This is a genomic window from Haemophilus parainfluenzae (assembly GCF_014931375.1).
Classification (GTDB): domain Bacteria; phylum Pseudomonadota; class Gammaproteobacteria; order Enterobacterales; family Pasteurellaceae; genus Haemophilus_D.
On the sequence record NZ_CP063117.1, the window covers coordinates 1,432,055 to 1,446,780 of the forward strand.

The following is a 14,726-nucleotide window of genomic DNA, read 5'->3' on the forward strand; positions in this document are numbered from 1 at the left end:
TAGTTAGCTTCAGAGAATGAGGTTAAGCAATAAATTCAAAATAGGCATTAAGAAAGTGGATGAAGTCTGTTGTACCACAGAAGGCGATACTTTCTTCATCATAATAATGGAAGTCGTCTTCTAAAATTTCATCTGTTTCAATTGCAAGGTTGTTGGCGCGAATCATCACTTCATCGGTATTGATAAAAAGCGTGTATTCGGAACCAATCAGCGTGACTTCATCATTATTTTTAATCTGCTCACAGGCAGAAAGTGCGGTCAAAAACGCTTGAGGATTTGACCGCACTTCTGAATTAAACCAATTGGCTAGAGCAATGTGTTCCATCGAACATTTGGCATGCACATTGCCTAGATAATGGGTAAATTGAAAATCCATATTAGATGCTGAATGACGAACCGCAACCACAGGTACTGGTTGCATTTGGATTGTTCACCACAAAACGAGAACCTTCCAAGCCTTCAGTGTAATCCACGGTGCCGCCAATTAAGTATTGTAAACTCATTGGGTCAATCACTAATTGCACACCGGCTTTTTCAATGGTTAGGTCGCCTTCATTGACTTTGTCGTCAAAGGTGAACCCGTATTGGAAACCACTGCAACCGCCACCGGTAATATAAACGCGTAATTTTAATTCGTTGTTTTCTTCTTCGCTAATTAAACTTTTTACTTTATTGGCTGCCGCATCAGTAAAAGTTAGCGGTACGGCCATATCTAAATCTGACATATCTCTATCCCCACTTTCCTAAAAATAATCCTTGTATTATCTAATAACCTGTTAATTCATTCAAGATTTTTCACGGAATTAGTGCTATTATATGCGAATAAATCTGAATTAAATAAGGAGAAATAATGGGCATTCCATTAAGAACTGAAAAAGAAATTGTTAAGTTACGTGAAGCGTGTAAATTAGCGTCTGATGTCTTGGTTATGATCGAACCTTATGTCAAAGAAGGTGTGACCACAGGTGAATTGGATCGCATTTGTCACGATTACATGGTGAATGTACAAAAAGTGATTCCTGCATGCTTAAATTATCATGGTTTTCCTAAAGCAACCTGTATTTCTATAAATGAAGTGGTTTGCCATGGTATTCCAAGCGACGATAAAAAATTAAAACGTGGTGATATTGTCAATATTGATGTGACTGTGATTAAAGACGGTTATTTCGGAGACAACTCTAAGATGTATGTTGTGGGTGAAACCAATATTCGTAGCCAAAAATTGGTTGAAGCGGCACAAGAAGCGCTTTATGTGGGATTACGTACGGTTAAGCCGGGTATTCGTTTAAATGAAATTGGTAAAGCGGTACAAAAATATACTGAAAGCCAAGGCTTTAGCGTAGTACGAGAGTACTGTGGCCACGGTGTAGGAACTGAATTCCACTGTGAACCGCAAGTATTACACTATTATGCTGATGACGGCGGTGTGGTTTTAAAACCGGGTATGGTATTCACCATTGAGCCAATGATTAATGCGGGTAAAAAAGAAGTACGCATTATGGGTGATGGTTGGACGGTAAAAACCAAAGACCGTAGCCATTCAGCGCAATATGAACACCAAATTGTTGTGACAGAAACTGGTTGTGAAGTGATGACTATTCGTGATGAAGAAATTGCGGAAGGTCGAATTCAACGTATAATGAATAACCTTTAAGTTCAGCTAAAAGCCTACGATAGTGGGCTTTTTTTTATAATTGTTTTGTTTGTGGAATACCTATGCTTTTTCCTTATCATTTCGACTCTCCACTTACGCCAAGTGCGGTCAAAATTCAGCGTGAAAATTTAAAGGAATTGGAACGTCAGCATTTTGCTGATTATTCTGTTTTTGAGCTGATCGCTAACCGTACACAATTTTGTGATGATTTGTTAAAACAGCTTTGGCAGCAATTTGAATTAAATAAAGCTCATCTCACCTTAATTGCAGTAGGCGGTTATGGCAGACAAGAAATCTTTCCTTTATCTGACCTAGATGTTCTTATTCTTTCAAAAGAAGAAAGAGAGTCTGAAACGGAAGAAAAAATTGCTCAATTTGTGCAGTTCTTGTGGGATTGTGGATTTGACGTAGGGCATAGTGTTCGTTCTTTAGAAGAATGTGAAAAGGAAGGCAAACAGGACATTACTATTGCCACTAATTTGCTTGAATCTCGTTATTTATCGGGTGATTTATCCCTTTTTAATGCTTTAGAGGAAATACTGAAAAAGCCAGATTTTTGGGCGGTAAAACCATTCTTTGATGCTAAAGTTCAAGAGCAAATTGAACGTTATCAGCGCTATCATAACACCAGTTACAATTTAGAGCCCGATTTAAAATACAGCCCAGGTGGTTTGCGGGATCTTCATCTTTTATATTGGATCGCATTACGACACACTGGGGAAATGACCCTTGATGGCATTTTGAAAAGTGGCTTTATTTATCCATCAGAACACCAACAATTATTAGAAAGCCAAGAATTTTTATTTAAAGTGCGGTTCGCTTTACACTTGATTTTAAAACGTTATGACAACCGTTTGTTGTTTGATCGTCAAATCAAAGTGAGCGAGATGCTTGGTTTTGAAGGCGACGGAAACCGTGGTGTCGAAAAAATGATGAAACGTTTTTTCCAAGCTTTACGCACGATTTCTCGTTTAACCGATATCCTGATTAAGCATTATAAAGAACATTTTTTATCAACGGATGGCGAGGTTTCTATTCATCCTTTGGATGATAATTTTGAGCTAGTAAATCAAAGTTTGTGTTTACGTAAAAATGATCTGTTTTTACGTTATCCAGATCGTATTTTGGATCTATTTTTATATCTAACGCAGCATGAACAAGCTGAAATTCATTCTTCAACATTACGCCAACTTCAGATTGCGTTGGAAAGCTTGACGCAGAAATTATGTGATATTCCTGAAGCAAGAGAGAAATTTATTCGGTTATTTAATCAACCGAAAGCCATTCAGCGAGCATTTCTCCCAATGCACCAATATGGTGTGTTAACGGCTTATTTGCCACAATGGCAGGGAATTGAAGGTTTGATGCAATTTGATCTCTTCCATATTTACACCGTGGATGAGCACACCTTGCGAGTGATGTTGAAATTAGAAAGTTTCTTAGCTGAAGAGGAAGCCGAATCCCATCCCATTTGCCATCAAATATTTAGCCAAATTTCTGACCGCACTTTGCTTTATGTTGCCGCACTTTTTCATGATATAGCGAAAGGTCGAGGAGGGGATCATGCAGAGTTAGGGGCTGAAGATATCGCTGACTTTGCTCGTTTGCATGGTTTTGATCGTCGAGAAATTGAAACAATGATCTGGTTGGTGAAAGAACATCTGCTCATGTCAATTACCGCACAGCGTCGAGATATTCATGATCCAGAAGTTGTGATGAGCTTTGCGGAAAGTGTACAAAATCATGTGCGTTTAGATTATCTCACTTGTTTGACGGTTGCCGATATTTGTGCAACAAACGGTACCTTGTGGAATAGCTGGAAACGTTCTCTTTTTGCCTCTTTATACGATTATACGTCGCAACAATTCCGACAAGGGATGAATTTATTATTAGATAATAAAGAAAAGATCCTTGAAAATCGCCAATTGGCGCTGGCAATTTTATCCGAAGATCAACCAGAATTATCGGAAGAAAAAATCTTAGCACTCTGGCAACGTTGTCCTGATGATTATTTTTTACGAAATAGCCCAAAACAAATTGCATGGCATACCGAGTTATTAACTGAATTTGATGGTGAAGTACTGGTTAAAATTAGTAATCGTTTTTCTAGCGGTGGGACTGAAATTTTCGTTTATTGCCCTGATCAAGCTAACTTATTTAATAAAGTGGTTTCAACCATTGGTGCGAAAAAATTCAGTATTCATGATGCCCAAATTTTAACATCCGATGATGGGTATGTATTCGACAGCTTTATCATCACAGAATTAAATGGTGAGTTGGTTCGTTCAGAACGTCGCCGAGAATTAGAAGCAGTATTAACCTCTGTTTTATTAGGCGAAAAATTGCCATCTGTGTCTTTTGCAAATAATCGACAGTTGCAACATTTTACCGTAAAAACTGATGTACGTTTTTTGAAAGAAACCAAAAAAGAGCATACGGAGTTAGAAATCGTTGCTTTAGACAAACCCGGTTTATTGGCTCAAATCAGTCAAATTTTTACCGAGTTAAAACTCAATCTTTGTAATGCAAAAATTACGACAGTAGGGGAAAAAGCCGAAGACTTCTTCATTTTGACAAATGAAAAAGGAATCGCATTAACTGAAGAGGAAAGGGGATTGTTAGAAACCGTGCTCTATGAACGTTTGTAATATGAAATAAAAAAGTGCGGTTAAAATTAACCGCACTTTTTATATTTTAAGCCACTGCGGCAAATGCAGTATCAGCGGCAGCAAGCGTTTTTTCAATGTCTTCATTTGTATGAGCTAAAGACATAAAGCCTGCTTCAAAAGCAGAAGGCGCAAGATAAATGCCTTGATCGAGCATTTTATGGAAGAACACTTTGAATTTTTCGGTATCACATTTCATGACTTCTGCATAAGAGGTAACTTGTTTTTGGTCAGTGAAGAAAATACCAAACATGCCGCCTACATGATTAATCACAAATGGCACATTGTGTTTTTGAGCTAATGCTTTTAAGCCATCGCAAAGTTTTGTGGTTAATTCTGCAAGGTGTTGCTCGTTACCTGCTTTTTTCAATTCGGTTAAACAGGCTAAACCAGCAGCCATTGCAATCGGGTTACCAGAAAGAGTACCTGCTTGATAAACAGGGCCGGTTGGTGCGAGGTGTTGCATAATCACTTTTTTACCGCCAACAGCACCCACAGGCATACCGCCACCAATGACTTTACCTAATGTGGTAAGATCAGGTGTTACACCATAGTAAGCTTGTGCACCCGCAAGTGAAACACGGAAACCTGTCATGACTTCGTCAATAATGAAAAGTGCACCATATTGATCACAAATTTCACGAATGCCTTGTAAGAATCCTTCTTTTGGTGGAACACAGTTCATATTACCTGCAACTGGTTCAATAATCACACAAGCGATATCGTTAGGGAATTCTTCAAATAATTTTTTAACAGAATCAAGATTGTTATATTCTGCAGTTAAAGTGTGTTTTGCAAAATCTTCAGGCACACCTGGAGAGCTTGGTTGACCAAGTGTTAACGCCCCCGAACCTGCTTTGACTAAAAGTGAATCAGAGTGACCGTGGTAACAACCTTCAAATTTTAAGATTTTGCTTCTATTTGTATAACCACGCGCAAGACGAATAGCAGTCATGGTTGCTTCAGTACCTGAACTCACCATACGAACCATCTCAATAGATGGCACAATTTCACAGACTAATTCTGCTAAATCAATTTCAGATGGTGTTGGCGCACCAAAGCTTAAACCATTCTCCGCTGCTTTTAATACAGCATCTAAAATAGCAGGGTGATTGTGACCTAAAATCATTGGCCCCCAAGAACCCACATAATCGATATATTGTTTGCCTTCGGTATCGTAAATGTAAGCACCTTTGGCTTTTTGAATAAATACGGGTGTGCCACCTACGCCTTTAAAAGCACGAACAGGGGAGTTTACACCACCAGGAATAACTTCTTGTGCACGAGAGAAAAGTGCGGTTGATTTTGTCATGATTTTTAATCCTTATATTAAAAGTGGGCATATTGTACTAAAAAACTGAATTTGAGAAAAACCTTTGTGTGCTGATTTTTCTTTATGTTATCCTTTGCAAAAAATTTTTAGGATACAAACTATGCTAAGTCTTATTGTAACTTTCTTAGGGGCATTTTTAACCTTGATTGTGATGCGACCAATTGCGAATAAAATTGGTTTGGTTGATAAACCAAATTATCGTAAGCGTCACCAAGGTGCGATTCCACTTATTGGCGGTGTTTCTCTTTTTATGGGAAATCTTTGCTATTATTTAATGGAGTGGGATCAACTTCGTTTACCTTATCTTTATATATTCAGTATCTTTATTCTACTCGCAATCGGTATCTTAGATGACCGCTTTGATATTAGCCCTTTCTTGCGTGCAGGAATTCAAGCGGTGCTTGCGATTTTAATGATCGATTTGGGTAATGTTTATTTAGATCATTTAGGCCAAATTCTAGGTCCATTCCAATTAACGCTTGGTTCTATCGGATTGATTATTACCGTATTTGCCACAATCGCGATTATTAATGCCTTTAATATGATTGATGGTATTGATGGATTGTTAGGTGGGTTGTCTATTGTTTCATTTGCTGCTATTGGTATCTTGATGTTCCGTGATGGACAAATGGATATGGCATATTGGAGTTTTGGCTTAATTGTAGCGATTTTACCTTATCTATTATTAAACTTAGGGATTCCGTTCGGGCCAAAATATAAAGTGTTCATGGGCGATGCTGGAAGTACTTTAATCGGCTTTACTATTATTTGGATTTTACTTTTAAGTACGCAAGGAAAAGGACATCCGATGAATCCAGTGACCGCACTTTGGATTATTGCAGTGCCTTTAATTGATATGGTGGATATTATTTATCGCCGTTTACGCAAAGGGAAAAGTCCATTCCGTCCAGATCGCTTACACGTACACCACTTAATGGTTCGTGCTGGATTAACCTCTCGCCAAGCCTTTTTATTAATTACCTTCTTTGCGGCAATTTGTGCCACAATCGGTATCTTAGGCGAAGTCTTCTATATTAATGAATGGGCAATGTTTATTGCGTTTATTGTATTATTCTTCCTTTATGCTTATTCAATTACAAAAGCATGGAAAATCACCCGATGGGTACGAAGAATGAAACGTCGCGCACGTCGTAACAAGCAATAAATGAAATAAAGAGGATAGCAATTTGCTATCCTTTTTTACGTTTTAGCACTAAAAATAAACGAATACATAATAAATTCTATACAAATTGAACAAAAATTTATCTTTTGATATTTTTTTTTCAAAAAAGTGCTAGACAAGGTATTTGGAAATCATTAATATACGCCCCTGCAACGACGCAGTAACGCGTTCGTAGCTCAGTTGGATAGAGCGTTGGCCTCCGGAGCCAAAGGTCGCAAGTTCGAATCTTGTCGAGCGCGCCAGAAGTCAATGCGATGAACAACTAATCAATGGTGGCTATAGCTCAGTTGGTAGAGCCCTGGATTGTGATTCCAGTTGTCGTGGGTTCGAATCCCATTAGCCACCCCATCTTCTCTTAATTGAGAAATCTGACGGCGAGTAGCGCAGCTTGGTAGCGCAACTGGTTTGGGACCAGTGGGTCGTAGGTTCAAATCCTATCTCGCCGACCAATTATTTTTTTGCTCTTTAACAATATATCAGACAATCTGTGTGGGCACTTGTTGATTGACTTGTTTTAAAAATATTTTTTAATTTTGAAGTCTTAATAGGTGCTAACTAGAAATTCATATACTTTTTAAGTAGTGACATTTTATGTCAGCAGTATTGAGCGATTGAACTTGAATTGAAGAGTTTGATCATGGCTCAGATTGAACGCTGGCGGCAGGCTTAACACATGCAAGTCGAACGGTAACATAAAGAAGCTTGCTTCTTTGATGACGAGTGGCGGACGGGTGAGTAATGCTTGGGAATCTAGCTTATGGAGGGGGATAACTACGGGAAACTGTAGCTAATACCGCGTAGTATCGGAAGATGAAAGTGTGGGACCTTCGGGCCACATGCCATAGGATGAGCCCAAGTGGGATTAGGTAGTTGGTGAGGTAAAGGCTCACCAAGCCGACGATCTCTAGCTGGTCTGAGAGGATGACCAGCCACACTGGGACTGAGACACGGCCCAGACTCCTACGGGAGGCAGCAGTGGGGAATATTGCGCAATGGGGGCAACCCTGACGCAGCCATGCCGCGTGAATGAAGAAGGCCTTCGGGTTGTAAAGTTCTTTCGGTAGCGAGGAAGGCATTTAGTTTAATAAACTAGGTGATTGACGTTAACTACAGAAGAAGCACCGGCTAACTCCGTGCCAGCAGCCGCGGTAATACGGAGGGTGCGAGCGTTAATCGGAATAACTGGGCGTAAAGGGCACGCAGGCGGTGACTTAAGTGAGGTGTGAAAGCCCCGGGCTTAACCTGGGAATTGCATTTCATACTGGGTCGCTAGAGTACTTTAGGGAGGGGTAGAATTCCACGTGTAGCGGTGAAATGCGTAGAGATGTGGAGGAATACCGAAGGCGAAGGCAGCCCCTTGGGAATGTACTGACGCTCATGTGCGAAAGCGTGGGGAGCAAACAGGATTAGATACCCTGGTAGTCCACGCTGTAAACGATGTCGATTTGGGGGTTGAGCTTTGAGCTTGGCGCCCGTAGCTAACGTGATAAATCGACCGCCTGGGGAGTACGGCCGCAAGGTTAAAACTCAAATGAATTGACGGGGGCCCGCACAAGCGGTGGAGCATGTGGTTTAATTCGATGCAACGCGAAGAACCTTACCTACTCTTGACATCCAGAGAACTTTCCAGAGATGGATTGGTGCCTTCGGGAACTCTGAGACAGGTGCTGCATGGCTGTCGTCAGCTCGTGTTGTGAAATGTTGGGTTAAGTCCCGCAACGAGCGCAACCCTTATCCTTTGTTGCCAGCGATTAGGTCGGGAACTCAAAGGAGACTGCCGGTGACAAACCGGAGGAAGGTGGGGATGACGTCAAGTCATCATGGCCCTTACGAGTAGGGCTACACACGTGCTACAATGGCGTATACAGAGGGAAGCGAGAGTGCGAGCTGGAGCGAATCTCACAAAGTACGTCTAAGTCCGGATTGGAGTCTGCAACTCGACTCCATGAAGTCGGAATCGCTAGTAATCGCAAATCAGAATGTTGCGGTGAATACGTTCCCGGGCCTTGTACACACCGCCCGTCACACCATGGGAGTGGGTTGTACCAGAAGTAGATAGCTTAACCTTCGGGGGGGCGTTTACCACGGTATGATTCATGACTGGGGTGAAGTCGTAACAAGGTAACCGTAGGGGAACCTGCGGTTGGATCACCTCCTTACCAAAAACGAGAGACAATAAGTGTCCACACAGATTGATTGATATATTGTAGACAATATCGAGCAGAAAACCGTTATTCCCTTGGGTCTGTAGCTCAGGTGGTTAGAGCGCACCCCTGATAAGGGTGAGGTCGGTGGTTCAAGTCCACTCAGACCCACCACTCAAACTGAGTGAGTGATAAAGGTGAATAAGGTGATAAATAAACGATGACATGGGGATATAGCTCAGCTGGGAGAGCGCCTGCCTTGCACGCAGGAGGTCAGCGGTTCGATCCCGCTTATCTCCACCACTTATCATCGTTAAGTAAATTGACTGATTTAATGCTTAAAATGCTTTAATGAGTTTATTTAACGATGATAACTGAAAATGTTATTTCTGTTCTTTAACAACCAGAAAACAAGCTGAAAAACTGAAGAGACTTTCAAGTCCTTTTAAGGATAAGAAAAAGTCTGAGTAAGAAGAAAATCTTGATTGAACAAAAGCAATCAAGTGTTTAGTTGAAAACGCAACATCAAGAATTTTTGAGGTTGTATAGTTAAGTGACTAAGCGTACAAGGTGGATGCCTTGGCAATCAGAGGCGAGGAAGGACGTGCTAATCTGCGAAAAGCTTGGATGAGTCGATAAGAGGCGTTTAATCCAAGATGTCCGAATGGGGAAACCCAGTAGATGAAGAATCTACTATCACTTACTGAATCCATAGGTAAGTGAGGCAAACCGGGAGAACTGAAACATCTAAGTACCCCGAGGAAAAGAAATCAACCGAGATTTCGTTAGTAGCGGCGAGCGAACGCGAAGGAGCCTGTTAGTGATAATGACAGAGACAGAGGAACAAGCTGGGAAGCTTGGCGATACAGGGTGATAGCCCCGTACTCGAAGTCCAGGTCATGGTACTAAGCTAACGACAAGTAGGGCGGGACACGTGATATCCTGTTTGAAGATGGGGGGACCATCCTCCAAGGCTAAATACTCCTGATTGACCGATAGTGAACCAGTACTGTGAAGGAAAGGCGAAAAGAACCCCGGTGAGGGGAGTGAAATAGAACCTGAAACCTTGTACGTACAAGCAGTGGGAGCCCTTTAAGGGTGACTGCGTACCTTTTGTATAATGGGTCAGCGACTTATATTTTGTAGCGAGGTTAACCGAATAGGGGAGCCGAAGGGAAACCGAGTCTTAACTGGGCGAATAGTTGCAAGGTATAGACCCGAAACCCGGTGATCTAGCCATGGGCAGGTTGAAGGTTGGGTAACACTAACTGGAGGACCGAACCGACTAATGTTGAAAAATTAGCGGATGACTTGTGGCTGGGGGTGAAAGGCCAATCAAACCGGGAGATAGCTGGTTCTCCCCGAAATCTATTTAGGTAGAGCCTTGAGCGGACACCTTCGGGGGTAGAGCACTGTTTCGGCTAGGGGTCCATCCCGGATTACCAACCCGATGCAAACTACGAATACCGAAGAGTGATACTCAGGAGACACACGGCGGGTGCTAACGTCCGTCGTGGAGAGGGAAACAACCCAGACCGCCAGCTAAGGTCCCAAAGTCTATATTAAGTGGGAAACGAAGTGGGAAGGCTTAGACAGCTAGGATGTTGGCTTAGAAGCAGCCATCATTTAAAGAAAGCGTAATAGCTCACTAGTCGAGTCGGCCTGCGCGGAAGATGTAACGGGGCTCAAATATAGCACCGAAGCTGCGGCATCAGACGAAAGTCTGTTGGGTAGGGGAGCGTTCTGTAAGCGGATGAAGGTGAATCGAGAGGTTTGCTGGACGTATCAGAAGTGCGAATGCTGACATAAGTAACGATAAAACGGGTGAAAAACCCGTTCGCCGGAAGACCAAGGGTTCCTGTCCAACGTTAATCGGGGCAGGGTGAGTCGGCCCCTAAGGCGAGGCTGAAAAGCGTAGTCGATGGGAAACGGGTTAATATTCCCGTACTTGGATAAACTGCGATGTGGGGACGGAGCAGGTTAGGTTATCGCACTGTTGGATATGTGCGTTTAAGTTGGTAGGTGAGAAGTTTAGGCAAATCCGGACTTCTTTAACACCGAGAGATGATGACGAGGCTCTACGGAGCTGAAGTAACCGATACCACACTTCCAGGAAAAGCCACTAAGCTTCAGGTTTATCTAAACCGTACTGAAAACCGACACAGGTGGTCAGGTAGAGAATACTCAGGCGCTTGAGAGAACTCGGGTGAAGGAACTAGGCAAAATAGCACCGTAACTTCGGGAGAAGGTGCGCCGGCGTAGATTGTAGTCCCTAGCGGGCGAAGGTTGAACCGGTCGAAGATACCAGCTGGCTGCAACTGTTTATTAAAAACACAGCACTCTGCAAACACGAAAGTGGACGTATAGGGTGTGATGCCTGCCCGGTGCTGGAAGGTTAATTGATGGTGTAATCGAAAGAGAAGCTCCTGATCGAAGCCCCAGTAAACGGCGGCCGTAACTATAACGGTCCTAAGGTAGCGAAATTCCTTGTCGGGTAAGTTCCGACCTGCACGAATGGCATAATGATGGCCAGGCTGTCTCCACCCGAGACTCAGTGAAATTGAAATCGCCGTGAAGATGCGGTGTACCCGCGGCTAGACGGAAAGACCCCGTGAACCTTTACTATAGCTTGACACTGAACATTGAATTTTGATGTGTAGGATAGGTGGGAGACTTAGAAGTAGTCACGCCAGTGATTATGGAGTCGACCTTGAAATACCACCCTTTAACGTTTGATGTTCTAACGAAGATTACGAAACGTGGTCTCGGACAGTGTCTGGTGGGTAGTTTGACTGGGGCGGTCTCCTCCCAAAGAGTAACGGAGGAGCACGAAGGTTTGCTAATGACGGTCGGACATCGTCAGGTTAGTGCAATGGTATAAGCAAGCTTAACTGCGAGACAGACAAGTCGAGCAGGTACGAAAGTAGGTCATAGTGATCCGGTGGTTCTGAATGGAAGGGCCATCGCTCAACGGATAAAAGGTACTCCGGGGATAACAGGCTGATACCGCCCAAGAGTTCATATCGACGGCGGTGTTTGGCACCTCGATGTCGGCTCATCACATCCTGGGGCTGAAGTAGGTCCCAAGGGTATGGCTGTTCGCCATTTAAAGTGGTACGCGAGCTGGGTTTAGAACGTCGTGAGACAGTTCGGTCCCTATCTGCCGTGGGCGTTGGAGAATTGATTGGGGCTGCTCCTAGTACGAGAGGACCGGAGTGGACGCACCACTGGTGTTCCGGTTGTGTCGCCAGACGCATTGCCGGGTAGCTAAGTGCGGAAGAGATAAGTGCTGAAAGCATCTAAGCACGAAACTTGCCAAGAGATGAGTTCTCCCTGTTTTTAAGACAGTAAGGGTTGTTTAAGACTAAGACGTAGATAGGTCTGGTGTGTAAGCGGTGCGAGCCGTTGAGCTAACAGATACTAATTGCCCGAGAGGCTTAACTATACAACGCTCAAGGGTTTTGGGTGTTGTAAGACGAAACTCAGAGACGAAAGAGAAAGTTTTGAAGTTTAATCAGCTTGTTTGGTTGTGAGACACTAGAGATAGTGAGAGCAGAAAGAGATAGAAGAAGTTATTAAAGGAATAATCCTGGCGGCGATAGAGCGGTGGTCCCACCTGACCCCATACCGAACTCAGAAGTGAAACGCCGATGCGCCGATGGTAGTGTGGGGTTTCCCCATGTGAGAGTAGGACACCGCCAGGTACTGAATGTAGAACCCCGAGCTGAATGGCTTGGGGTTTTGTTTTATAAAATATTAGAATTCATATATAAATGAGCCTAATAATGATAAAATCTTCGCCTATTTCTAGATAGCAATAATTATGAAAAAACAGATAAGTAAGATCTTTTCCAGTGATGGCGAATTGAGTAAGAATATCAAAGGATTTAAACCGCGAGCAGAACAGCTCGAAATGGCTCAATCTGTAGGATATGCTATTCAAAATAAGCGATCGCTTGTTGTAGAAGCTGGAACAGGTACTGGAAAGACTTTTGCTTATTTAGCTCCGGCACTTATTGCAGGAAAGAAAACGATTATTTCAACCGGCTCTAAAAATCTACAAGATCAGCTTTTTTCAAGAGATCTTCCCGCTATTAAAAAAGCCTTAAATTATTCTGGAAAAATTGCATTATTGAAAGGGCGATCCAATTACTTATGTTTGGAGCGTCTGGATCAAGTTATTGCTCAAGGTGTGCTTGGGGATAAATCTGTTTTAGCCGATTTAAGTAAAGTAAGAAAATGGAATAATGCGACGAAAACAGGTGATTTAACAGAATGTATTGAATTGGCTGAAGATAGCCCAATTTTGCCTCAATTGACGAGCACAGCAGAAAGTTGTTTGGGAACAGATTGTCCTAACTACGCTGAATGCTATGTCGCACAAGCTCGTAAAAAAGCGCTAAATGCGGATCTTGTTGTAGTCAATCATCATCTTTTCTTTGCTGATATGGCGGTAAAAGAAAGTGGCTTTGGTGAGCTTATCCCTAATGCAGAAGTTATTATTTTTGATGAAGCACATCAACTCCCCGATATAGCAAGCCAGTACTTTGGCCAATCATTAACTTCTCGCCAGCTATTTGATTTATGTAAAGATATCAATATTGTTTATCGAACAGAATTGAAAGATATGCCGCAGCTTGGCACAACTGCAGATACCTTGCTTAAAGTTATTCAAGATTTCCGTCTTCTTCTTGGGGAAGGAAATCAGCGAGGAAATTGGCGTGAGCTATTTAAACAAAGTGCGGTCAAAAAATCGGTTGAATTATTGCAAGAAAAAATAGAGTTTCTTTCTGAAGTTATCAAGATTGCATTAGGTCGCTCTCAGACTTTGGATAGTATTTTTGAACGTACTGAAGGTATTAAAAATCAATTAATGCGTCTTTGTGATACGGCTATAGTCGGTTATTGCTACTGGTACGAAAGTATGGGGCGACAATTTGGTTTGCATATTACACCACTCACTGTCGCAGATAAATTTGGTGAACAGCTAAATGATAAAGAAGCAGCTTGGATTTTCACTTCAGCGACTCTTGAAGTTGGCGGCACTTTTAATCATTTCTGTCAGCGACTAGGTATTGAGCAAGCAGAACAAAAAATTCTTCACAGTCCTTTTGATTATCCTAATCAATCGCTACTTTGCGTGCCACGTTATTTACCAGCAACGAATCAAAATAATACGTTACAAGCTCTTAGTGAAATGTTGTTGCCTATCATTGAAGCGAATAAAGGGCGATGCTTTGTGCTTTGTACTTCTTATTTAATGATGAGAGGCTTGGCAGAGTATTTTAGAGAAAATAGTGAGCTTTCTATCTTATTACAAGGTGAAACGCCTAAAGCAAAATTACTCGAACAATTTATTCATGAAACCCATAGTGTGCTAGTTGCTACTTCTAGCTTTTGGGAAGGCGTGGATGTCCGTGGTGATGCACTTTCCTTAGTCATTATTGATAAATTGCCTTTTACTGCACCAGATGAACCTTTATTAAAAGCACGCATTGAAGATTGCCGATTACAAGGAGGCGATCCATTTAATGATATACAGATCCCAGAAGCGGTTATTACGCTGAAACAAGGTGTAGGACGCCTAATTCGAGATGTGACTGATCGTGGTGCTGTAATTATTTGTGATAATCGTCTTGTTATGCGAAATTACGGCGAAACCTTTCTAAAAAGTTTACCTAATTCAACCCGTACCCGAGATCTCAACAAAGTGGTACAATTCTTACAAAATGAGAAAATGGATTAA

At 42.2% G+C, this 14,726-nt stretch carries 7 protein-coding genes, 5 tRNA genes and 3 rRNA genes; 12 read left to right on the forward strand and 3 right to left on the reverse strand.

From position 1 onward, the window contains the following. Window positions 1–22: 22 nt before the first annotated feature. Together INP95_RS06970 and erpA are read right to left on the reverse strand one after the other, a co-directional pair. Window positions 23–376 (reverse strand): YacL family protein, encoded by a 354-nt coding sequence (locus INP95_RS06970; RefSeq protein ID WP_032822421.1) that lies wholly within the window; start codon window positions 374–376, stop codon window positions 23–25. A 1-nt stretch (window position 377) separates the two neighbouring features. After that, window positions 378–725 (reverse strand): iron-sulfur cluster insertion protein ErpA, encoded by a 348-nt coding sequence (gene erpA / locus INP95_RS06975; RefSeq protein WP_005696219.1) that lies wholly within the window; start codon window positions 723–725, stop codon window positions 378–380. Between the two features lie 125 nt (window positions 726–850). Here erpA and map point away from each other — a divergent pair, with 125 nt between their 5' ends. Next, window positions 851–1,654, forward strand: a complete 804-nt coding sequence (gene map, locus INP95_RS06980) for a type I methionyl aminopeptidase (RefSeq protein ID WP_070590703.1) — start codon at window positions 851–853, stop codon at window positions 1,652–1,654. A 62-nt stretch (window positions 1,655–1,716) separates the two neighbouring features. Continuing rightward, a complete protein-coding gene (glnD, locus tag INP95_RS06985; protein ID WP_070590700.1) occupies window positions 1,717–4,302 on the forward strand; it encodes a bifunctional uridylyltransferase/uridylyl-removing protein GlnD in 2,586 nt (861 codons plus the stop codon). Window positions 4,303–4,348: 46 nt separating this feature from the next. Here the strand turns inward: glnD and hemL are convergent, their stop codons facing one another. Next, entirely contained in the window at window positions 4,349–5,632 is a 1,284-nt protein-coding gene (gene hemL / locus INP95_RS06990) for a glutamate-1-semialdehyde 2,1-aminomutase (protein WP_070590696.1), read from the reverse strand. Window positions 5,633–5,753: 121 nt separating this feature from the next. On the opposite strand from hemL, the gene wecA reads away from it, so the two are divergent. From wecA to yoaA, 10 genes are all read left to right on the forward strand, one after another. After that, window positions 5,754–6,818 (forward strand): UDP-N-acetylglucosamine--undecaprenyl-phosphate N-acetylglucosaminephosphotransferase, encoded by a 1,065-nt coding sequence (gene wecA / locus INP95_RS06995; protein WP_197560408.1) that lies wholly within the window; start codon window positions 5,754–5,756, stop codon window positions 6,816–6,818. Window positions 6,819–7,001: 183 nt separating this feature from the next. Further along, a tRNA-Arg gene (locus tag INP95_RS07000) sits at window positions 7,002–7,078 on the forward strand. 30 nt (window positions 7,079–7,108) lie between these two features. Next, window positions 7,109–7,184: transfer RNA gene (locus INP95_RS07005), tRNA-His, on the forward strand. 24 nt (window positions 7,185–7,208) lie between these two features. Then, a tRNA-Pro gene (locus INP95_RS07010) sits at window positions 7,209–7,285 on the forward strand. 170 nt (window positions 7,286–7,455) lie between these two features. Further along, a 16S ribosomal RNA gene (locus tag INP95_RS07015) occupies window positions 7,456–8,995 on the forward strand. An 82-nt stretch (window positions 8,996–9,077) separates the two neighbouring features. After that, window positions 9,078–9,154, forward strand: a tRNA-Ile gene (locus INP95_RS07020). A gap of 53 nt (window positions 9,155–9,207) precedes the next feature. Next, window positions 9,208–9,283 (forward strand) — tRNA-Ala (locus INP95_RS07025). A gap of 244 nt (window positions 9,284–9,527) precedes the next feature. Then, window positions 9,528–12,425, forward strand: a 23S ribosomal RNA gene (locus INP95_RS07030). A gap of 143 nt (window positions 12,426–12,568) precedes the next feature. Beyond that, window positions 12,569–12,684, forward strand: a 5S ribosomal RNA gene (gene rrf, locus INP95_RS07035). Together the 16S, 23S and 5S rRNA genes with 5 tRNA genes alongside form the textbook arrangement of a ribosomal RNA operon. Before the next feature lie 119 nt (window positions 12,685–12,803). Then, entirely contained in the window at window positions 12,804–14,726 is a 1,923-nt protein-coding gene (yoaA, locus tag INP95_RS07040; RefSeq protein ID WP_420026387.1) for a DNA repair helicase YoaA, read from the forward strand.

What these genes read in the sequence shown, in the direction of transcription:
- INP95_RS06970 (WP_032822421.1), bottom strand. Translation starts at nt 376, where the DNA reads ATGGATTTTCAATTTACCCATTATCTAGGCAATGTGCATGCCAAATGT.
- erpA (WP_005696219.1), bottom strand. Translation starts at nt 725, where the DNA reads ATGTCAGATTTAGATATGGCCGTACCGCTAACTTTTACTGATGCGGCA.
- map (WP_070590703.1), top strand. Translation starts at nt 851, where the DNA reads ATGGGCATTCCATTAAGAACTGAAAAAGAAATTGTTAAGTTACGTGAA.
- glnD (WP_070590700.1), top strand. Translation starts at nt 1,717, where the DNA reads ATGCTTTTTCCTTATCATTTCGACTCTCCACTTACGCCAAGTGCGGTC.
- hemL (WP_070590696.1), bottom strand. Translation starts at nt 5,632, where the DNA reads ATGACAAAATCAACCGCACTTTTCTCTCGTGCACAAGAAGTTATTCCT.
- wecA (WP_197560408.1), top strand. Translation starts at nt 5,754, where the DNA reads ATGCTAAGTCTTATTGTAACTTTCTTAGGGGCATTTTTAACCTTGATT.
- yoaA (WP_420026387.1), top strand. Translation starts at nt 12,804, where the DNA reads ATGAAAAAACAGATAAGTAAGATCTTTTCCAGTGATGGCGAATTGAGT.